A 19,966-nucleotide genomic window follows, 5' to 3' on the forward strand; every position below is an offset into this window, starting at 1 on the left:
CCCGTCCTCCCGTTACCCGTACCCGTTACTCAGGGTTGTCTGCGAGCGATTTCGCGGCCCGGGCGCAGTGGGCGAGCGCGGCTCGTGCGTACGCGGGCGAGGCACCCGCGAGACCGCACGAGGGGGTGATCGCCACGGACTCGGTCAGAGTCCCCGGATTCAGCCCCAGCCTGCGCCACAGCGTCCTGACACCCATGACGCTACCGCCCGGGTCGGACAATCCGCCCGAGGCCGGGTCGGTGCCCGGCACCACCCCGAGGAACAGCTGGGTCCCACCCTCGACCGCTTCCCCGATCGCTTCCTCCTCACGCTCGGTGAGCAGAGAGAAATCGAAGGAGATCCCGTCGGTCCCGGCGCGGCGCAGCAGGGCGAAGGGCACGTCGGGCGCGCAGGTGTGCACGACGGTGGCGGCCTCGCCGGCCACGCCCAGCACCTCGCGCAGCGTGTCCTCCACGACCTGGCGGTCCACGGCCCGGTAGGTGCGGTAGCCGCTCGCCGTCCTGATCCGCCCGAGCAGGACCCCCGTCAGCGACGGTTCGTCGAGCTGGAGGATCACGCGCGCACCGGGCATCCGGCGCCGCACCTCGGCGAGGTGGTCGCGCAGCCCCTCCGCGAGTGAGGCCGCCAGGTCGCGGCAGGCGCCGGGGTCGCCGAGGACCGCCTCGCCGCTCCGGCGCTCCAGCGCGGCGGCCAGCGTCCACGGTCCGACGGCCTGCACCTTGAGCGGGCCCTCGTACCCCTGGGTGAATTCCTCCAGGGCGTCCAGGTCCTCGCCGAGCCAGGACCGGGCCCGGCGGGTGTCGCGCCCCGGCCGGTCGCTGATGCGCCAGCCGCTCGGCTCGACGTGTCCGTACATCTCGACGAGCAGCCCGATGGTCCGCCCGATCATGTCCGCACCGGGACCGCGCGCGGGCAGTTCCGCCAGGTAGGGCACGCCCTGTCCGTCCCCGAAGGAACCGGTGACGGTCTTCGCCGCCTCCCGTGCGTCCCCTCCGGGCATCGATCCGATTCCGGTGGCCGGGCACCCGCTGAACTTGCTCTTCTCGCTCACGCGGGAAGCCTACGGCCGGTCCCCGCCCGGGGCGTCAGCGGCCGGGCGCGCCGCGGGACCACAGGAGCGCAAGGCCGGCGGACCGCAACCCCGCGGGACCGCCGGACCGCACCCCCCCGTCCGGCCCGTCAGCGGCCGGGGCGCACCGTGAGGTCGTTGACCTCGGCGTCGCGCGGCAGGTCGAGCGCCATCAGGATCGTGGTGGCGACGGACTCCGGGTCGATCCAGCGGGCGGGGTCGTAGTCCTTGCCCTCCTGCTGGTGGACCTTCTGCTGCATGGGGCTGGCGGTGCGGCCGGGGTACACGGACGTCACGCGGACGCCGTTGCCGTGCTCCTCGTGGCGCAGCGAGTCGGCCAGCGCCTTCAGGCCGTGCTTGCTCGCCGCGTAGGCGCCCCACTCGGCGTGGGCGGCGAGCCCGGCACCGGAGTTGACGAAGAGGACGTGGCCCTCGGCGACGCGCAGCTGGGGCAGGAGGAGCCGGGTCAGTTCGGCCGGGGCGATCAGGTTGGCGTTGAGCTGGAAGTGCCAGGCCTTGGGCGTGAGCTCGCCGACGCGGCCGAGCTCGACGACGCCCGCGATGTGCAGGAGGGAGTCCAGCCGCTCCGGCATCGGCTGCTGCCCGAAGGCCCAGGAGAGCCGGTCCGGGTTCGACAGGTCGCCGACGAGCGTGCGGGCGCCGGGGTGGAGCGCGGCCAGTTCCTTGGCGCGGCCCGCGTCACGGGCCAGGAGGATGAGGTCGTCCCCCCGCTCCGTGAGACGGCGGGCGACGGCTGCGCCGATGCCGGAACCGGCACCGGTGATGAGGTGAGTGGGCATGCCCCCATCGTCGCACCGCCCCTCCCACCGCCCGCACATCGGCGTCGGCGCCTCACTGCAGGCCGGCCCACTCCTCCAGGTAGGCCAGGGCGCCGACCCCGTCCTTCGCGAAGAACACCAGCTCGGTCAGCGGGACCGGGAGGAAGCCCTCGTCCTCCATGCGCTGGAACTGCTGGCGCAGGCCGTCGTAGAAGCCCGCGGTGTTGAGCAGCACGACCGGCTTGGTGTGCTTGCCGTGCTTCTTCAGCTCCAGGATCTCGGTGGCCTCGTCCAGCGTTCCGGTGCCGCCCACCATGATCACGATCGCGTCGGACTTCTCCAGGAGCAGCGCCTTGCGTTCGGCGAGGTCCCTTGCGATCACCATCTCGTCCGCGTTGGTCCGCGCCTTCGCGGCCAGGAAGTCGACCGAGACCCCGACCAGCTTCCCGCCGGCCTCCTGCACACCGTCCGCCACCACCTTCATCAGCCCGCTCTCGGAGCCGCCCCAGACCAGCGTGTGCCCCCCGCGGCCGATCAGCTCGGCGAATTCACGGGCGGGCACGGTGTAGCGGTCGTCGAGGTCGGCGGCGGAGAGGAAAACGCAGATCTTCATGACCGCCACGTTAGGTCCCTCCACCGACAGGGGGGAATCCGGGGAAGAATCCGGCGGACGGCGGGGCTGAACAGAGCATGACTGCTACCCGAGGGCACCACATCACCGTCGAGCGCGGCACCGAGCACGTGCGCGTGGTCCGCGACGGTCTCCTGCTCGCCGAGAGCCGCCGCCCGCTCGTGTTGCGCGAGACGGGCTGTCCGGTCCGCTACTACCTGCCGCCCGAGGACGTCCGCACCGAGCTGCTGACGGCGTCGCAGACGCACACCCACTGCCCGTTCAAGGGCGACGCCTCCTACTGGTCGCTGCCGGGAGCGGACGATCTCGTGTGGGCGTATCCGGAGCCGAAGGCCGAAGTGGCCGCGATCAAGGACCACTTCTGCTTCTACGACACCGAAAGGCTGGCCGACTGAGAGCCGGCACGGCGTCAACACCCCTTCCGAGCTGCGGAGAAGAGAAACTTCGGAAATGGCTCGCGGAGAGCGATGAGTTTCCGGGGACCCGGCAGTCCACCTCCACATGGACAAGACTCTCTCGCGCGACGGCACTCTGATCGCCTATCGGCGCCGGGGCGAAGGACCGCCGTTGATCCTCGTGGGCGGGGCGCTGTGCACCGCGGAGACGGAGGAGCCGCTGGCGCGTCTCCTCGCGCCGCGCTTCGAGGTCGTCACGTACGACCGGCGCGGCCGGGGCGCCAGCGGGGACGGGTCGCCCTACGCGGTGGAGCGCGAGATCGAGGACCTGGCCGCGCTCGCGGACACGGTGGGCGGCCGGCCCTCGGTGTTCGGCGTCGGGGCCGGCGGTGCGCTGGCCCTGGAGGCGCAGGCCGCCGGGCTCCCGGCCGACCGGCTCGCGGTGTACCAGCCGCCCTACACTCCGGGCGCCGCCGGTCTGCTGTTCAAGGCCGACTGCACGGCCCGGCTGCACCGGCTGCTGTCCGCCGGGGACCGGGGCGGAGCGGTGGAGCTGTTCCTGACCGTGACGGGGGTCGCGGCCGACATGATCTCCAGGATGCGGAAGGCGCCGCTGTGGCGGACCCTGGAATCCGTGGCGCACACGCTCGCCTACGACGACGCGGTGCTGGGCGACGGCGCGGTTCCGGCGGAGCGGTTCGCCTCGGTGACGGCGCGGACCCTGGTGGTCTGCGGCGGCTTCAGCTCCGCCTCGGCGTGGACGGCGACCCGCCTGCTGGCTGACGCCCTCCCCCGGGGCCGGCACCGCACCCTGACGGGTCAGACGCGGGAGCTGGCGCCCCAGGTGATCGCTCCGGTCCTGGCGGAGTTCTTCACCCGGGACGCCTACGCACGTCAGGCGTCCTGACAGCCCAGGCGGCACACGGGCGGGGCCGGGGGGATGGACACCCCGCGCGGCCACGCCCGTACAGGGGTCGGGCGTTCCCGCGCGGGGGCTGGAACGACAGGGCGGGCCGCCCGGGGCCGCCCTCTCCCCCGAGCAGGCCGCCCGGCCCGTGGGGCGTCTGGGCCCCGGCGGGCCGCCTCAGCCCGCCGGGGCGGTCTCCCGCCGCTCCGTCGTCGCGATCGTCGCCGACCCGACCACGCGCGTCCCGTCGTACAGCACGACCGCCTGGCCGGGGGCGACGCCCCGCACCGGCTCGGTGAACGTGACGTGGAGCGTCCCGTCCACCAGCTCGGCGCCGACCTCGGTCTCGCCGCCGTGGGCGCGGAGCTGGGCGGTGTACGTCCCCGGGCCGGAGGGCGGGGTGCCGCACCAGCGGGGCCTGATCGCGGTGAGGGCGGTCACGTCGAGGGCCTCGACGGGGCCGACGGTCACCGTGTTGTTCACCGGGGAGATGTCCAGGACGTAGCGGGGCTTGCCGTCGGGGGCCGGGTGGCCGATGCGCAGGCCCTTGCGCTGGCCGATGGTGAAGCCGAAGGCGCCCTCGTGGGTGCCGACCTTCGTACCGGACTCGTCGAGGATGTCGCCCTCCGCCTTGCCGCCGAGGCGGTCCGCCAGGAAGCCCTGGGTGTCGCCGTCGGCGATGAAGCAGATGTCGTGGCTGTCGGGCTTCTTGGCCACCGCGAGACCGCGGCGCTCGGCCTCGGCGCGGATCTCGTCCTTGGTGGTGAGGGTGTCGCCGAGCGGGAACATCGCGTGGGCGAGCTGGCGCTCGTCCAGAACGCCCAGCACGTAGCTCTGGTCCTTGGCCATGTCGGAGGCGCGGTGCAGCTCGCGGCTGCCGTCCTCGGCGAGGACGACGGTGGCGTAGTGGCCGGTGCACACCGCGTCGAAGCCGAGCGCCAGCGCCTTGTCCAGCAGGGCCGCGAACTTGATCTTCTCGTTGCAGCGCAGACACGGGTTGGGCGTGCGCCCCGCCTCGTACTCGGCGACGAAGTCCTCCACCACGTCCTCGCGGAAACGTTCCGCGAGATCCCAGACGTAGAAGGGGATGCCGATGACGTCCGCGGCGCGGCGGGCGTCACGGGAGTCCTCGATGGTGCAACAGCCGCGGGCCCCGGTCCGGAAGGACTGCGGGTTGGCCGAGAGGGCGAGGTGCACACCGGTCACGTCGTGCCCCGCCTCGGCGGCGCGGGCCGCCGCGACGGCGGAGTCGACACCGCCCGACATGGCGGCGAGCACACGGAGGGGGCGCTGGGAAGTCTGAGTCATAGCTCCCCCAGGGTACGGGTCGCCGGGAACCGAAAGCTCGCGGATATGCGTTGACGATCACATGGGGACCAAGGGGACGGCGGGCGCCAAGGGCCCCGCGGGATCGGGGACCGGCAGCGGGATCAGCCGACGCGCGGTGCTGATCGGCGGCGCCGTCACGGCGGCGGGCACCGCGGCGCTGGCCCGGGACCGGCTGAAGCGCGCCTGGTGGCGCCTGCCCGGCGTGGAGAAGCCGCGCACGCCGGGCGAGGTGGACTACGCCCGGGCCACCTGGACCGCGGCCTCCGAGGCGAACTGGCGGCGGGCGGACCGGCCCGACGACTACGGCATCGACCGCGTGGTCATCCATGTCACCCAGGGGAGCTTCAACAGCGCGGTCCGGGTCTTCCAGGACCCGGGGCACGGGGCGGCGGCGCACTACGTGGTGCGCAAGGACGGTCATGTGACGCAGATGATCCGCGAGCTGGACGTGGCCTTCCACGCGGGCAACCGCTCCTACAACGAACGCAGTGTGGGCATCGAGCACGAGGGGTTCGTGGAACGGCCGCAGGGCTTCACCGCCGCGATGTACGGGGCCTCCGCCCGGCTCACCGCGGCGATATGCGCGCGGTACGACATCCCGGTGGACCGCGAGCACATCATCGGGCACGTGGAGGTGCCGGGGGCCGACCACACGGACCCGGGGAAGGGCTGGGACTGGGACCGCTACATGAAGCTCGTGCGCGCGGCGAAGGCCTGAGGCCGGGGGCGACGCCCGCCCCCGCGTGCCGGGTCAGTGATGTCCCGGGCCCCGGCCGGCCCCCGGAGTCAGCTGAGCCCCGCCGTCCTCGCCCGCTCCACCGCCGGGCCGATCGCCCGTGCCACGTCCTCGACGTCCTGCCGGGTCGTGGTGTGGCCGAGCGAGAAGCGCAGGGTGCCGCGTGCCAGGTCGGGATCGGTGCCGGTGGCCAGCAGGACGTGGCTGGGCTGGGCGATCCCGGCCGTGCAGGCGGAACCGGTGGAGCATTCGATGCCCTGGGCGTCCAGCAGGAGCAGGAGGGAGTCGCCCTCGCAGCCGGGGAAGGTGAAGTGGGCGTTGGCCGGCAGGCGTCCGCCGGGTGCCGGGTCACCGCCCAGGACGGCGTCGGGCACCCGCGCCAGGACGGCCGCGACCAGCTCGTCGCGGAGGCCGCCGATCTCCCGGGCGAAGACCTCACGCCCGTCGGCGGCGAGCCGCCCCGCGACGGCGAACGCGGCGACGCCGGGCACGTCCAGGGTGCCGGAGCGGACATGGCGTTCCTGGCCGCCGCCGTGCAGTACGGGTACGGGGGTGTACTCACGGCCGAGCAGGAGCGCGCCGACGCCGGACGGCCCGCCGATCTTGTGCGCGCTCACGGTCATCGCGGCCAGTCCGGAGCGGGCGAAATCGACTTCGAGCTGCCCGAACGCCTGGACCGCGTCGGCATGCATGGGCACGTCGAACTCGCGGGCCACCGCGGCGAGTTCGCGTACGGGCATGACGGTGCCGATCTCGTTGTTCGCCCACATCACGGTGATCAGCGCGACATCGTCGGGGTCGCGGACCAGCGCCTCGCGCAGCACGTCGGGGTGGACGCGGCCGTGGCGGTCGACGGGGAGGTACTCGACGGTCGCCCCCTCGTGCTCGGCGAGCCAGTCGACGGCGTCGAGCACCGCGTGGTGTTCGACGGGGCTGGCCAGGATCCGGGTGCGGCGTGGGTCGGCGTCGCGGCGGGCCCAGTACAGGCCCTTCACCGCGAGGTTGTCCGACTCGGTGCCGCCGGAGGTGAGGACCACCTCGCTGGGGCGGGCGCCGAGGGCGTCGGCGAGGGTCTCTCTGGACTCCTCGACGGTACGGCGGGCCCGGCGCCCGGCGGCGTGGAGTGAGGACGCGTTGCCGGTGACGGCGAGCTGCGCGGTCATCGCCGCGATCGCCTCCGGAAGCATCGGCGTGGTCGCGGCGTGGTCGAGGTAAGCCATGGTGGGCTCGATTCTACGAGCCCGCGGCGGGGCGTACGGCGGGCGCATGGTCTCCCGGGACCCGCGCACCCGGAAACGCGCGGCCTGGGCCGCCCCGATCCGGAGCCCGATCCGGTGGGGTGGGTCACGACGAGGTGCTCCGTCAGCCGCCGAAGTTCCAGGCGACGACGCCGTTCCCGGTGACCAGGAAGGCGAGGATCACCAGGTCGGCGACGCCGAGGGCGAGCCCGAGCAGGGCGCGGCCGCGACGGGCGGTGGAGCGGGCCAGCGCGACGACCGCCATGACGATGGCCGCCGGGCCGAGCACCAGGTTCATCACCAGGAGGCCGACGAGACCGAGCACGAAGGACGCGACGGCGAGACCGTCCGCGTCCCGGGTGGACCGCTCGGCCGGGGTGTCCTGGGCGGTGGCGCCGGCGGGGGGCGGGGCGGTGGTCTCGGAGCGGCGGGTGAATGCGGTGAGTGTCATCGTGCGGACTCCTTCGGCTCTGGGTGGGTCTGGATGGGCCGGGCGGCGCGGGGGGTGGTCACCGGGAGCGGCGACGGACGCCGGTCCGCTCGCGCACGGCGAAGACCAGCAGCCAGCACCCGATCAGGGCTCCGAGCGTGAGGGACAGCGGAAGCGGAATCTGGACCACCGCTCCCAGCACGATCCCCAGCAGGAGCAGGGCGGCGACGAGGACGATCATGGTCGGCCTTTCCACGTTTGGGAGTACGACTGTTCACTGACTTCTCAGTCTAGACCTCTACCCCGCTTCCCCCCTTCGGAAAACAGTTGTTTACTGAATGGCATGAGTCACACCGCCGGCATCCGCCAGGCACAGAAGCTGAAGACGCGTCAGACCCTGCTCGACGCCGCTCTCGGCCTGCTGGAGCACCAGAGCCTGAGCAGCCTGGGCCTGCGCGAGGTGACACGGACCGCGGGCGTCACCCCCACGGCCTTCTACCGGCACTTCGACGACATCGCCTCGCTCGGTGTGGCCCTAGTCGAACAGACGCTCGGCAGCCTGCACGGAATGATCGGCGCGATCCTCGCCGAGACCGGCGACAGCGAGGTGCGGCTGGACCGCAGCGTCGACCTGATAGCGCGCCATGTCCGGGAGCAGCCCGCCCACTTCCGCTTCATCGCCCGCGAGCAGCACGGCGGGGTCGGCCCGGTCCGCGAGGCCATAGCGGCACAGCTCCGGCTGTTCGCCGAGGAGGTGGCGGCGGCGCTCGCGGACGAACCCGAGTCACGTGGCTGGCACGAGGAGGATCTGCTGATGCTGGGCGGCCTCTACGTCGACCACATGGTGATCACCGCGTCGGCGATGCTGGACGCCGGCCCGGACGGCGACACGCAGGTGGCCAGGACCGCCCGGCGCCGCCTGCGGCTGGTCACCCTCGGCCGCCTGCACTGGCTGGACGCCCCCTCGCCGGACGCCGGCTCCTGAGGCATCCTCCCCGGGCCGGGCACCGCCCCCAGGCCCCCTCGCCGGACGCCGGGTCCTGAGGCACGCCCCCCGGGCCGGACACCGCCCCCACGCTCACCCCCCGCCCTCCCCGTACAGCGCCATCACCGCGGCGGCGTGCGCGGCCATCACCGCACGGGCCTCCGGCGGCGCCAGCACCTCCACGTTCGGACCGAAGGAGAGCAGGGAGCGCGCCCACTCCACCGACTCCACGGCGAGATCGGCCCTGAGCCACGCGCCCTCCCGCTCCTCGGGTCTCGGCTCCCCCGTGAGCACGCCGGCGTTCAGGCGCAGGAACAGGTCCAGCCGGGAGCGGTGCACCCGCACCCGGAGCATCACCGGTCCCTGCCGTTCCTCGACCTGCCGGCGCAGCTCCTCCCAGACCTGCGCCAGTTCCACGCCCGGCCTGCGGACCACCGGCTCCCGCGTCGGGACGGCCTCGCGCACCCGGTCCGCGCGGAAGAGCCGCGGTTCCCCGTCCCGGTCGGCGACCAGGTACCAGACGCCCGCCTTCACCACCAGGCCGTACGGATCGACGGTGTAGGCGCGGGCGGTCCGCGTACCGCTGTGCCGGTAGCGCAGCCGCAGCCGCCGGTCGGCGAACACGGCGTCGTGCAGATCGCCGATGTCGACCGTGGCGGGCTTCCCGCCCATCCAGCGCACGGGGTCGACGAGGATGCGCCGGCTGGTCAGCTCGGCGGCGGGCCGGTGCGGGGCGGGCAGCGCGGCCATCACCTTGCGCAGGGCGGATCCGATCGCCTCGTCGAGTCCGAGCGCGGCGTGGGCGCCGTCCGCGGCCAGCACGAAAAGGGCGCGCGCCTCGTCGGCGGTGAGCCCGGTGACGTCCGTGCGGAACCCCGGCAGCAGGGCGATGCCGCCGTGCCGGCCGCGTTCGGCGTAGACGGGCACGCCGGACGCGGAGAGCGCCTCGACGTCCCGGTAGATGGTGCGTACGGACACGTCGAAGCGCTCGGCCAGCTCGGTGGCGGGCACGAGCCCCCGGGTCTGGAGCAGCAGCAGGATCGAGAGCAGCCGGTCGGATTTCACCGGTCCAGCATCCCCCGGGCCGAGCGGGTACGGCCGTCGGCCGTGGCCGGCCCCGCCCGTACCGGTGTCAGCTGCGCGGGGCGCGGGCGAGCTGGCGGGACTGGGCGACCAGCCGGTCCGCGCTGTCCCAGACCTCGGCGTCCTCCTCCAGGAAGCCGCCTGCCAGGTTGCGGGTGGTGATGGAGACCCGCAGGGGGCCCGGGGCGGGGCGGCAGCGGATGTGGGCGGTGAGCTCGATGGTCGGGGTCCAGCCCTTGAGCCCGAGCTCGAACGAGGTCGGCGGCAGCGCGTCGACGGTGAGGAGCAGCGAGAGCGGGTCGGCGTCGCGGCCGTCCGCGAGCCCGAACCAGCCGCGCATCTCACCCTTGCCGGACGGCTGCCCGACGGCCCAGCCGACGGTGGCGGGGTCGAGCTTGATGTCGAGCCGCTCGGTGATGGCGGAGCTGCCGGGGATCGGGGCGTTGCCGTCGCTCGCGCCGAGGCAGTGTTCGCGGGGCGGGATGACCGGCGGCTCGGCCGCTGTGCGGATGTCGTCGGTCAGGGCGTCCAGGTCGCCGTAGGTGGCGATGACCCGGATGCGCTCGACCTCCGTGCCGTCCTCGGCGTACTGGAAGAGGGATGCCTGACCGGTGGAGAGGGTGCGTCCGCTGCGGACGGTCTGGGTACGGATCACCGCCGGGCCGGGGACGGACGCGGTGAGGTAGTGCGCCGAGACCGAGAAGGGGTCCGCGTGCGGCAGGGCCTCACTGAGCGCGCGGCCGAGCATGGCCAGCAGGTAGCCGCCGTTGACGGCGTGGATGATCGTCCAGCCCGCCGAGAGCTCGGCGTCGTAGACGCCTTCCTCGCGGAGGGTGACGGCGGTGTCCCGGTCGAACTCGCTGTCACCGATGGATGCCTGCGCGGCCGGTGCCGCCTGCGTTGCTGCCTGTGCCATGCAACGCACCGTACACCGATCCTATTACTGAGCGGTAGCTTTTCCGGAGCGGCAGCTTTTTCGGCCGGTGGGGCAGTCGGCGGCTCTTTCGGCCGGCGAAAGGCGGCAGCTCGTTCGGCCGCCGAACGCGGAGCGGCCTACGCCTCGTCCGCCGTCGCCGAGCGCCGGTTGTAGGCGCGTGGGGCCCGCCAGTGGTAGCGCAGCGCCAGAAGCCGCAGGACGAGGGCCGTGATCACCGCGCAGCCGCTGGTGACGGCGTTGAGCGCGTCGAAGCGGATGCACAGCACGGTCATGGTCGCCCCGACGATGGCGGGCACCGCGTACAGATCGCGGTCCCAGCGCAGCAGCGACGGCACCTCGTTGGCCAGGACGTCGCGCAGTACACCGCCGCCCACCGCGGTGGCGAGGCCCAGCGCCGCCGACGCGGTGAGCCCGAGGCCGTAGTCGTACGCCTTCACCGTCCCCGTGACGCAGAAGAGGCCGAGGCCGGCGGCGTCGAAGACGTTGACGCCGACCTGGATCCGTTCGACCTGCGGGTGCAGGAAGAAGACCAGGCCGGCGGCGAGCAGCGGGGTGGTGAAGTACCCGAGGTCGGTGAAGGCGGCGGGCGGCACCGCGCCGATGATCAGGTCACGGAACAGCCCTCCGCCCAGCGCGGTCACCTCGGCGAGCACCGCGATGCCGAAGACATCGAAGTTCTTGCGTACGGCGAGCAGAGCGCCGGAGATCGCGAAGACGAAGATTCCGACGATGTCGAGCGCATGCTGGACGGAGGGCGTGAACAGTTCGTTGAGCACCGGGCAATTGTGCCGGTCCTACTCCTTGGGGTTGTCCCCCGAGGTCCCGGAGGCTTCCGAGGGGGTCTCGGGCGCGGCCTTCGCGACCGGCTCGGCGACTTCCTCGACCGTGTCCGCCTCCGCGACCGGCTCGGCGGCCGTTTCCGCCTCCGCGACCGGCTCGGGGGCCTCCTCGGCGACCGGCTCCGGGGCCGGTCCGGCGACCGCGACCGCCTCCACGTCCGGCTCGACGGCCTCCGCGACCGTGACCGGCGCGGCCTTCGCCACCAGTTCGACCGCCTCCCGGGCCCCGGCCAGCACCTGCTCCCCCGGCACCTGGTCCGGAGCGTTCTCCGGGTGGTGGCAGGCGACCTGGTGGCCGGTCTTCAGCGCGATGAGCGGCGGCTCCTGCGTCTTGCAGACCTCCGTCGCCTTCCAGCACCGGGTGTGGAAGCGGCAGCCGCTGGGCGGCGAGATCGGCGAGGGCACGTCGCCCTTGAGCAGGATGCGCTCGCTCTTCGCCCCGCGCCGCCGCGGGTCCGGCACCGGCACCGCGGACATCAGGGCCTTGGTGTACGGGTGCATGGGCGCCGAGTACAGCGACTTGCGGTCGGCCAGCTCGACGATCTTGCCCAGGTACATCACCGCGATGCGGTCCGAGACGTGCCGGATGACCGAGAGGTCGTGCGCGATGATCACGTACGTGAGCCCGAGCTCGTCCTGGAGGTCGTCCAGCAGGTTGACCACCTGGGCCTGGATCGACACGTCCAGCGCCGAGACCGGTTCGTCGGCGACGACGAGCTTCGGGCGCAGGGCCAGCGCGCGGGCGATGCCGATGCGCTGGCGCTGACCGCCGGAGAACTCGTGCGGGTAGCGGTTGTAGTGCTCGGGGCTGAGCCCGACCAGCGACAGCAGCTCCTGGACGTGGTTCTTGAGACCGCCCTCGGGCTCGACGCCCTGGAGCTTGAACGGCGCGCTGACGATCGTGCCGATCGTGTGCCGCGGGTTCAGCGAGGAGTACGGGTCCTGGAAGATCATCTGGACGTCGCGGCGCATCGGCCGCAGCTTGCCCATGGACAGGTGCGTGATGTCCCGGCCCTCGAACTCGACCTTCCCGCCCGTCGGTTCGATCAGCCGGGTGATGAGCCGGCCCATCGTCGACTTGCCGCAGCCGGACTCGCCGACGACGCCCAGGGTCTCCCCCGGGTACACCTCGAAGTCGATGCCGTCGACCGCCTTGACCGCGGCGGTCTGCCGTCCCAGCAGCCCCTTGCGGATCGGGAAGTGCTTGACCAGGCCCTCGACCTTGAGCAGCGGCTCGCGTGAAGAGGTCGCCTGTTCCGGGATCTTCACGTCCTTCTCCAGCACCGGGGGATCCTTCTTCTCGCTCACGTCGCTCACCTCACTCGCCTCGCTCACAGCTTCGGCGCAATCTCTTCGGTCCAGATCCTGGTCCGCTCCTCCGGTGCCATGTGGCAGGCGGAGAAGTGGCCGTCGCCGACCAGTTCCAGTTCGGGACGCGTCGTGCGGGTGACGTTGTCCTTGGGAATGTCCGCGTACGGGCAGCGCGGGTTGAAGGCGCAGCCGCTCGGGACGTTGATCAGCGACGGCGGCTGGCCCTTGACGGGGATCAGCCGCTCGGTCTGCTCGCGGTCGATGCGCGGCATCGAGGTGAGCAGGCCCCAGGTGTACGGGTGCTGGGCCTCGTAGAAGACCTTCTCCGCCGGGCCGCGCTCGATGCACCGGCCGCCGTACATCACCAGGAGCTCGTCGGCCATCTCGGCGACGACCCCCAGGTCGTGGGTGATCATGATGACGGCGGAGCCGAACTCCTTCTGCAGGTCCCGGATCAGGTCCAGGATCTGCGCCTGGACGGTGACGTCCAGGGCGGTGGTCGGCTCGTCGGCGATGAGCAGTTCCGGGTTGTTGACCAGGGCCATGGCGATCATGGCGCGCTGGCGCATACCGCCGGAGAACTCGTGCGGGTGGGAGTCGACCCGCTTGTGCGGCTCGGGGATGCCGACACGGTCGAGCATCTCGATGGCACGGGTGCGGGCGATCTTCTTGCTGACCTTGTTGTGGACGCGGTACGCCTCCACGATCTGCGCGCCGACCGAGAAGTACGGGTGCATCGCGGAGAGCGGGTCCTGGAAGATCATCGCCATCTTGCGGCCGCGCAGCTCGCGCACCCGGGCGTCGGACGCGCCGAGCAGCTCCTCGCCGTCCAGCCAGACCTCGCCGGATATCCGGGCGTTGGGGGCGGTGCGGTGCAGACCGAGCACGCCGAGCGAGGTGACGGACTTGCCGGAGCCGGACTCGCCCACGATGCCGAGGGTCTGTCCGGGCTTCACGTCGAAGCTGACGCCGTCGACCGACTTGACCAGGCCGTCATCGGTCTGGAAGTGGATGCGCAGATCCCGTACGGAGAGGAAGGCCTCGTCGGAACGCGGGCCGGCCACCGGCTCGCCCGGCGCCTCGGTCTTGGAAACCTCAGTCACGAGAGCCTCACCCTGGGGTCGATGGCGGCGTACACCAGATCCACCAGCAGATTGCATACGACGATGAAGAAGGCGGCGACGAGCGTCACGCCCATGACGATCGGAAGGTCGTTCTCCTGCACGCTCTTGATGGCGTACTGGCCGAGCCCGGGGAAGGAGAACACGGTCTCGGTGATGACGGCGCCTCCGACCAGCAGGCCGAAGTCCATGCCGAAGATGGTCACGATCGGGGTGAGCGCGGCCCGCAGACCGTGCTTGCCGATGACGCGGCTCTCCTTGAGGCCCTTGGCGCGGGCCGTACGGATGTAGTCCTCGCCCATCGTCTCCAGCATCCCGGCCCTGGTGATGCGGGCGTAGAGCGCGGAGTAGAGGAAGGCCAGGGAACACCACGGGATGAGCATGTTCCACGCCCACTCCAGCGGATCCTCCGTGAAGGGGACGTAGGTGATGGCTTCCCAGATGGGCCACTGCACGGTCAGCACGCCCAGGGCGAGCATGCCGGTGAAGAAGATCGGCAGGGAGACGCCGGCGAGCGCGACACCCATGAAGAAGCGGTCGAGGATCGAGCCCCGCTTCAGCGCGGAGACGACACCGATGGCCACACCGCTGATGAGCCAGATCACCGCGGCGCCGATGGCGAGCGAGAACGTGACCGGAATGCGCGCGGTCAGCTCGGGCCACACCTCGATGTGACGCTTGAAGGAGTATCCGAAGCACGGCACACCGCAGTGCGTGGCCTCCGGGCCGAACTGGAAGTCGGCGCCGACGAACAGCTGCTTGAGGAAGTGCCAGTACTGGATGTAGAGCGGCTGGTCGAGGCCGAGGTTCTGCTTGACCGCGAGGATGGACTGGGGATTGGCGTCCTTGCCCACGTACTGGGCCGCCAGTTGGTCCATCGTCTGCCCGGCCAGGCGGGGGACGAGGAAGAAGATCGCGAAGGTGACTGCGCTGACGATCAACAGCAGCAGTACCGCGCCGAAGACGCGTCGGATGATGTACGCAGCCACAGCTATCCGGCGCCGGTATCAGCCCGCCGGGGGTTACCCATGCGTGCGGACACCGTGCCTTCACCTGCCTTTCGGGACAATTCTGAGGGAGTCCGGTGGCCGCTCCCCGGGCCGCGTGTGCGGCCCGGGGAGCGGGGCCGTTCCTACTACTTGGCGGAACCCATCAGCACGTAGTCGTACATGCCGAGGTAGGCCTGGGTGACCGTGACGTTCGTCGCGGACTCCGGGCGGAGCAGCAGGTTCTTGCGGTAGATCAGCGGCACCGCGGTGGCGCCTTCGGCGACCGCCTTGTCGATGTCGCCCCAGGCCTTGGCGCGGGCGGCGTCATCGGTGGTGGCGATGCCGTCGTTGAGCATCTTGTTGATCTTCGGGTCGTTCAGTTCCTGGACGTTGTTGCCACCGGACGGCTTGATGGCCGAGCCGTTGATGATCTGGTCCAGGAAGCCGAAGCCGGTCGGCCAGTCGGCGCCCCAGGCGCTCATGATCATGCCGAGCTTGTTGGCGTGCACGTAGCTCGGGTTGCCCGCGAAGTTCTGGAAGTACTTGCCCGCCGGGAAGGTCTTGATCTCGGCGGTGACGCCGATCTTCTTCAGCGAGGCCTGCACCGCGGTGACCATGGCCATCTCGGCGGGGCGGTCGGAACGGGCCGAGATCTTGGTGGCGAAGCCGTTCGGCTTGCCACACTGCTTCAGCTCGTCCTTGGCCTTCGCCTCGTCGCCCTTGTGGCCGGCGGACTCGTACAGGTCGAACTTCGCGTAACCGTTGACCGTCGGGGGCAGCAGCGTCGTGGCGACGTCACCCTTCGGGTCGCCACCCTGCGCGGCCTGGATCGACGCCTTGTCGATGCCCCACTGCACGGCCTTGCGGCAGTGGATGTTGTCGAACGGCGCGACGTTGACGTTCAGACCGATGTACGAGGTGGCGCCCGCGTACGAGTTGTCGGTCTGCTTCTTCAGGTCGGCCTTGGTGAGGACCTTCGGCTGGGTCGCCGGGGCGACACCGGTGCCGGCGCCGTCAACGGTGATGTTGTCGGAGAGCAGGTTGTTGTCGACCGTCTCCTGCTTCACCTTGAAGCGGATCGTCACCTTGTCCGGCAGGGCCGGGCGCAGCGTGTCCGTCTTGGCGTCCCAGTTCGAGTTGCGCACGAGGGTCGCGCCGCGGCCCTCGTCGTAGGACTCGAACTTGTACGGGCCCGAGGACACGATCTTCTTGACGTAGTCGGCGCCCTTGTCCTTCGCGGCCGGCACGGGGGCCGTCTGCGAGAAGGTCGCCAGGTAGTCGAAGTCCGCGAAGGCGTCCTTCAGCTTGAAGATGATCGTGGAGTCGTCCGGCGTCTCGATGGAGGCGATGCCGGCCGGGTTCTTGTCCTTGTACGGACCCTTGTACTTGTCGCCGCCGATGAGGTGGGCCTTGAAGTACGTCGGGCCGTTGGACAGGGCCTCCGGCGCGAAGTTGGAGCGCTCGACGGCGTACTTGACGTCCTTCGAGGTGATCGGGGTCCCGTCCTCGTACTTGAGACCCTTCTTCAGCGTGTAGGTCCAGGTCTTCGCGTCCGGGCTCGCCTTGCCGAGGCTCTCGGCGAGGTCCGGGACGACCTCGAGGCCCTCCTTGCCGGCAGCCGGCTTGAAGGACGTCAGCGTCCGGCCGTACAGGCGGGAGAAGTTCTGCACCCAGCCGTAGTACGTGTTGCCGGGGTCGAGGGAGTCGGGCTCGTCCGACATCTCGAGCTTGAGGGTCCCGCCCTTCTTGTCCGACTTGTTGACGATGGACGTCAGCGCCGCGTCGGTCGCGCCCTTGCCGCCCTTGCCGCCCTTGGCGGCACCGTCGTCGTCCCCGCCGCCGCACGCGGAAGCTCCGAGCATCAGGACCACAGCTGTGGCGACCACCGCTGTCGTTTTTCTGGTCTTCACGTGAGGAAATCCCCCTCATTCGATGGTTGCCGTGGCTTGTCGCACCACGTTGTGACGATCACCCGGGCACTACTTACTACGAGGATCGAGGGCATCACGCAGCCCGTCTCCCAGCAGGTTGAACGCCAGGACCGTGACGAAGATGGCCACGCCCGGCACGATCATGTACATCGGGTCGTTCTCGTAGAAGTCGATCGCGTTGGTGAGCATCCCGCCCCAGGAGGACTGCGGCGGCGCGATACCGACACCCAGGTAGCTGAGCCCCGCCTCGAAGAGGATGTTCGAGGGGATGAGCAGCGTGGAGTAGACCAGGATCGGCGCCACCAGGTTCGGCAGCAGCTCCCGGAAGAGAATGAAGGGCCCGCGTGCGCCCAACGACCGTGCGGCTTCGACGAATTCGCGATTGCGCAGGCTCATGGTCTGGGCCCGGACGATACGGCCCATGTACGGCCAGCTGAAGAAGCCGATCACGAAGATCAGTACGGCGATCCGCAGCGGCAGTCCCTCCAGGCCGAACGCGCCGTCCTGCAGCGCCGCCGAGATGGAGATCGCGAAGAGCAGCAGCGGGAACGCCAGGAAGGTGTCCATCATGCGGCTGATGAGGGTGTCCACCCAGCCGCCGTAGAAGCCCGACACCACGCCGAAGAAGACGCCGATCACCACGGAGAGCAGGGTGGCTCCGACCGCGACGACCAGGGACACCCAGGAACCCTCGATGATCCGGGTCATGATGTCGCGGCCGTACTGGGGCTCGACGCCGAAGGGGTGGCTCCAGCTGATGCCGCCCCAGTCGCCCTTGGGGGCCAGCAGCGCGGGATCGATGAGGTCCTGGTGGAACTCGTTGGGGTCCAGTCCGAAGACGGCCTGGATCGGCTTGGAGAGCACGGCGAGCAGGATCAGCAGGATGACAACGATGCCGCCCGCCACCGCCACCTTGTCGCGCTTGAAGCGCGTCCAGGCGATCTGTCCGAGCGAACGGCCTTCGATCTGGCTCTGTTTGACTCCCGTGAGTACTGCCTCCGGCTGCGCCTCGGCAGCCGAACCGGTGGTCTCGATCGGTGCGGTCACAGTGCCTCTGACCCCTCCCGCCGGCGGTGGCCGGCCCCTACTCGCCGCGGTAACGGCCTGGCGCGTGTCAGCCGGGATGCTTGATCCGGCTGATGTGTTCGGTGCGATGGATACGTCGGTGAAATGACCGCCGGTGCAACCTCGTACAAAGGGCGGACGATCCCCACTAGCCGGGAGTCTTCAATGCGATCGCGATCACCCGCCAGACCTGACGGGGAATGTTTGCTCAACCGTGATGCGGTCAGTGAGCTTCCGTTATCCGGACAGCTTGATCGAGTGAGCGGACTACTCGGCCGCTAATCCACCAGAACGGACATGCCGCCCAACGAGCGCTATTGGGTGGCGATTTGGGTGAGCGCGGCGGACGTCTTGTCCGTCCGGGAGTCGTTTGTCCGTTCGCCGGACGGGCGCGGGCGGGCCTAGTAGGCGCGCGGGGCGGGACCGGGCGGCTGCGGGTAGCCGTAACCGGGAGCGACGACGGCGCCACCGCCGGCCGGGGCGTGCGGCTCGCGGTCGTAGAACGGCCGGGAGTTGGCGCGCAGCCACATCGCGACCGGGTCGTACTCGTCGGACATCGCGACCGTGGAGACCGGGAGGCCCTCCGGGACGGCGCCGATGGACTGCTGCATCATCGCCCGCACGGCGTCGACGGACGGCCCGCTCGTGTCGTACAGATCGAGGCCGATGGCGAGGTAGGGGACGCCGAGCGCGGGCTGCACCCAGGCGCGGCGCAGCGAGCGGATCGCGGGGGTGCGGTGGGCGTTCTGCGTGAGCTGGGCGTAGAACTGCGGGATCTCGACGGCGGGGGCGCTGATCCGCAGCGGGCCCGCCGGCATCCTGTCCAGACCGGTGGCGATCCGGCGCAGGTCCAGCCACGGGATGCCCACGCCCCCGCCCTGGGCGTGCGGGTTCAGCCAGATGCCCCAGCGGTCGGGGAACAGGGCGCGGGCGATGTCGCGGCCGCTCACGAGCTCGTGGTCCCGGTTCCAGCCGCTGGCGGAGAGCTCCTGGGCCGAGGTGACACAGGGGGCGTAGCCGAGGCCGTCGACCTCCATGTTGCCGTACTGGGCGTCGGGTGAGCCGGCCCGGCCGTGCCAGAGGAGCATCCAGACCCGGTCGGCCGCCAGCGCCTGGAGGAGCGCCTCGTACGCGTCGTAGCGCCCGGGCGTCACCTGGCGCAGCATGTGCTCGACCTTTCCCCGGGCACTCGGCTCCGCTCGAGCAGCGGAGACCCCATCGGCCGCCCCCATGCCTGACGCACTCACCCTGGGTCCCGCCCCTCTTCGATCCAACGTGTCGGCCTGCCGCTCCCGGGGCTCTCGGGGACGGCGCGGTGCCGAGCACCCGCCATCAAACCAGCTTATGCGGCGGCCCTGACACCGACTTGACTCCACGGGCCCGGGCCGTCGTCCCGGGCCGCGGTTCCTGCCGTGCCGCTACTCGGCGGGGCGCTGATAGAACGGCCGCACCCGGGCCCGCATCCAGTCGGCGACCGGGTCCTGGGCGACGTCGAGCAGCACCAGGTTGACCGGCCACGGCACCTCGACGCGCCCCAGCGCCCGCCCCAGGGCGTCCATGGGGGCGTTGCGCCCGGCTCCGTCCCAGGTGGAGAACTCGATGCCGACGAAGAGGACGGGGTCGCCGCCCTCGATGCTGGCCAGGGCGCGCCGGGCACTGAGGACGACGCCGCTCTCCTCGAACTCGCCGGCCGCCGCGGAGAGGAAGTCGACGGGGTCCTCCTGCCAGTCCGGCTCGTACAGCCGGACCCGGCCGCCGCTGGCCGGTCCGTCCAGCACGGTGCGGCCGGCCCGGCAGAGCTCGGCGACGGCGGGCGGGGGAAGGGGCACGCCGACCGCGCCGCCCGGGTTCACCGCGATCCCGAGCTGCGGCGGCAGCCCGCGCGCGAACTCGCGCGCGGGCGCCACGGTGAACGACATATGGGCGCCGACGCAGGTGAGGAACTGCTGCTCGGAGCTGAACACGGGGACGTAGGGCGCGCCCTCGACGTCCAGCGTCGGCAGGTCCAGGTCGGTGGCGTCCGGGGAGCCGCCGTTGGGCAGCGGCACCCAGAGGTGGCTGCGGCCGAGCACCTCCACCAGGCGGCCGCCCGCCTCGGGGCTGCCGAGCGAGGCGCTCAGCACTTCTTCGAGCTCGTTGGCCGGCCATCCGCCCTGCGGATGGGTCCGGGCCGGTGCCGGAATGTCCACTG

21 protein-coding genes are annotated in these 19,966 nt (G+C 71.3%); 4 read left to right on the forward strand and 17 right to left on the reverse strand.

Annotated features, from left to right (window positions below; all coding sequences use genetic code 11):
- Positions 1-25: 25 nt before the first annotated feature.
- From E6R60_RS27415 to E6R60_RS27425, 3 genes are all read right to left on the reverse strand, one after another.
- The gene (locus E6R60_RS27415) at positions 26-1,051 is read right to left on the reverse strand and encodes a methionine synthase (RefSeq protein ID WP_136329355.1); all 1,026 of its coding nucleotides are present in this window, start codon (positions 1,049-1,051) and stop codon (positions 26-28) included.
- Between the two features lie 128 nt (positions 1,052-1,179).
- On the reverse strand, positions 1,180-1,869 hold the full coding sequence (locus E6R60_RS27420) for an SDR family oxidoreductase (protein WP_136329356.1): 690 nt from the start codon (positions 1,867-1,869) through the stop codon (positions 1,180-1,182).
- A gap of 52 nt (positions 1,870-1,921) precedes the next feature.
- Positions 1,922-2,461 (reverse strand): TIGR00730 family Rossman fold protein, encoded by a 540-nt coding sequence (locus E6R60_RS27425; RefSeq protein WP_136329357.1) that lies wholly within the window; start codon positions 2,459-2,461, stop codon positions 1,922-1,924.
- Between the two features lie 77 nt (positions 2,462-2,538).
- Here E6R60_RS27425 and E6R60_RS27430 point away from each other — a divergent pair, with 77 nt between their 5' ends.
- Both E6R60_RS27430 and E6R60_RS27435 read left to right on the forward strand, forming a co-directional pair.
- Positions 2,539-2,874: a DUF427 domain-containing protein gene (locus E6R60_RS27430; RefSeq protein ID WP_136329358.1), complete on the forward strand. Its 336-nt coding sequence runs from the start codon at positions 2,539-2,541 to the stop codon at positions 2,872-2,874.
- Between the two features lie 106 nt (positions 2,875-2,980).
- On the forward strand, positions 2,981-3,781 hold the full coding sequence (locus E6R60_RS27435) for an alpha/beta hydrolase (RefSeq protein ID WP_136329359.1): 801 nt from the start codon (positions 2,981-2,983) through the stop codon (positions 3,779-3,781).
- Positions 3,782-3,958: 177 nt separating this feature from the next.
- On the opposite strand, the gene mnmA is transcribed toward E6R60_RS27435, so the two are convergent.
- Entirely contained in the window at positions 3,959-5,089 is a 1,131-nt protein-coding gene (gene mnmA, locus E6R60_RS27440) for a tRNA 2-thiouridine(34) synthase MnmA (RefSeq protein WP_136329360.1), read from the reverse strand.
- A gap of 61 nt (positions 5,090-5,150) precedes the next feature.
- Between mnmA and E6R60_RS27445 the strand changes: the two genes are divergently transcribed.
- On the forward strand, positions 5,151-5,828 hold the full coding sequence (locus E6R60_RS27445; protein WP_136329361.1) for an N-acetylmuramoyl-L-alanine amidase: 678 nt from the start codon (positions 5,151-5,153) through the stop codon (positions 5,826-5,828).
- A 68-nt stretch (positions 5,829-5,896) separates the two neighbouring features.
- Here the strand turns inward: E6R60_RS27445 and E6R60_RS27450 are convergent, their stop codons facing one another.
- The 3 genes from E6R60_RS27450 to E6R60_RS36845 form a co-directional block, all read right to left on the reverse strand.
- Complete coding sequence (locus tag E6R60_RS27450) at positions 5,897-7,066, reverse strand: cysteine desulfurase family protein (RefSeq protein WP_136329362.1); 1,170 nt, start codon at positions 7,064-7,066, stop codon at positions 5,897-5,899.
- Between the two features lie 142 nt (positions 7,067-7,208).
- Positions 7,209-7,535, reverse strand: a complete 327-nt coding sequence (locus E6R60_RS37550) for a DUF4190 domain-containing protein (RefSeq protein WP_240802699.1) — start codon at positions 7,533-7,535, stop codon at positions 7,209-7,211.
- Between the two features lie 58 nt (positions 7,536-7,593).
- Complete coding sequence (locus E6R60_RS36845; protein WP_168713687.1) at positions 7,594-7,770, reverse strand: hypothetical protein; 177 nt, start codon at positions 7,768-7,770, stop codon at positions 7,594-7,596.
- 87 nt (positions 7,771-7,857) lie between these two features.
- On the opposite strand from E6R60_RS36845, the gene E6R60_RS27460 reads away from it, so the two are divergent.
- The gene (locus tag E6R60_RS27460) at positions 7,858-8,499 is read left to right on the forward strand and encodes a TetR family transcriptional regulator (protein WP_136329363.1); all 642 of its coding nucleotides are present in this window, start codon (positions 7,858-7,860) and stop codon (positions 8,497-8,499) included.
- A 93-nt stretch (positions 8,500-8,592) separates the two neighbouring features.
- Here E6R60_RS27460 and E6R60_RS27465 read toward each other — a convergent pair whose 3' ends face one another.
- The 10 genes from E6R60_RS27465 to E6R60_RS27510 form a co-directional block, all read right to left on the reverse strand.
- Positions 8,593-9,564: a YafY family protein gene (locus tag E6R60_RS27465; protein ID WP_136329364.1), complete on the reverse strand. Its 972-nt coding sequence runs from the start codon at positions 9,562-9,564 to the stop codon at positions 8,593-8,595.
- 67 nt (positions 9,565-9,631) lie between these two features.
- Complete coding sequence (locus tag E6R60_RS27470; protein ID WP_136329365.1) at positions 9,632-10,498, reverse strand: thioesterase family protein; 867 nt, start codon at positions 10,496-10,498, stop codon at positions 9,632-9,634.
- A gap of 137 nt (positions 10,499-10,635) precedes the next feature.
- Positions 10,636-11,295, reverse strand: coding sequence for a trimeric intracellular cation channel family protein (locus tag E6R60_RS27475; RefSeq protein WP_136329366.1), 660 nt, complete (start codon positions 11,293-11,295; stop codon positions 10,636-10,638).
- Positions 11,296-11,313: 18 nt separating this feature from the next.
- Positions 11,314-12,639: a dipeptide ABC transporter ATP-binding protein gene (locus E6R60_RS27480; RefSeq protein WP_136329405.1), complete on the reverse strand. Its 1,326-nt coding sequence runs from the start codon at positions 12,637-12,639 to the stop codon at positions 11,314-11,316.
- 50 nt (positions 12,640-12,689) lie between these two features.
- On the reverse strand, positions 12,690-13,772 hold the full coding sequence (locus tag E6R60_RS27485) for an ABC transporter ATP-binding protein (protein ID WP_136329367.1): 1,083 nt from the start codon (positions 13,770-13,772) through the stop codon (positions 12,690-12,692).
- Positions 13,769-14,779: an ABC transporter permease gene (locus tag E6R60_RS27490; RefSeq protein ID WP_136329368.1), complete on the reverse strand. Its 1,011-nt coding sequence runs from the start codon at positions 14,777-14,779 to the stop codon at positions 13,769-13,771. Before E6R60_RS27490 ends, E6R60_RS27485 begins: the two co-directional genes overlap by 4 nt.
- Before the next feature lie 146 nt (positions 14,780-14,925).
- Positions 14,926-16,689, reverse strand: coding sequence for an ABC transporter substrate-binding protein (locus E6R60_RS27495; RefSeq protein ID WP_136329369.1), 1,764 nt, complete (start codon positions 16,687-16,689; stop codon positions 14,926-14,928).
- A gap of 69 nt (positions 16,690-16,758) precedes the next feature.
- A complete protein-coding gene (locus E6R60_RS27500) occupies positions 16,759-17,757 on the reverse strand; it encodes an ABC transporter permease (RefSeq protein WP_136329370.1) in 999 nt (332 codons plus the stop codon).
- A 419-nt stretch (positions 17,758-18,176) separates the two neighbouring features.
- A complete protein-coding gene (locus tag E6R60_RS27505) occupies positions 18,177-18,941 on the reverse strand; it encodes an enhanced serine sensitivity protein SseB C-terminal domain-containing protein (protein WP_136329371.1) in 765 nt (254 codons plus the stop codon).
- A 252-nt stretch (positions 18,942-19,193) separates the two neighbouring features.
- A complete protein-coding gene (locus E6R60_RS27510) occupies positions 19,194-19,964 on the reverse strand; it encodes an enhanced serine sensitivity protein SseB (protein WP_136329372.1) in 771 nt (256 codons plus the stop codon).
- Positions 19,965-19,966 lie beyond the last annotated feature (2 nt).

Origin of the sequence: Streptomyces sp. A0642, assembly GCF_004795105.1 — a bacterium.
Lineage (GTDB): Bacteria > Actinomycetota > Actinomycetes > Streptomycetales > Streptomycetaceae > Streptomyces.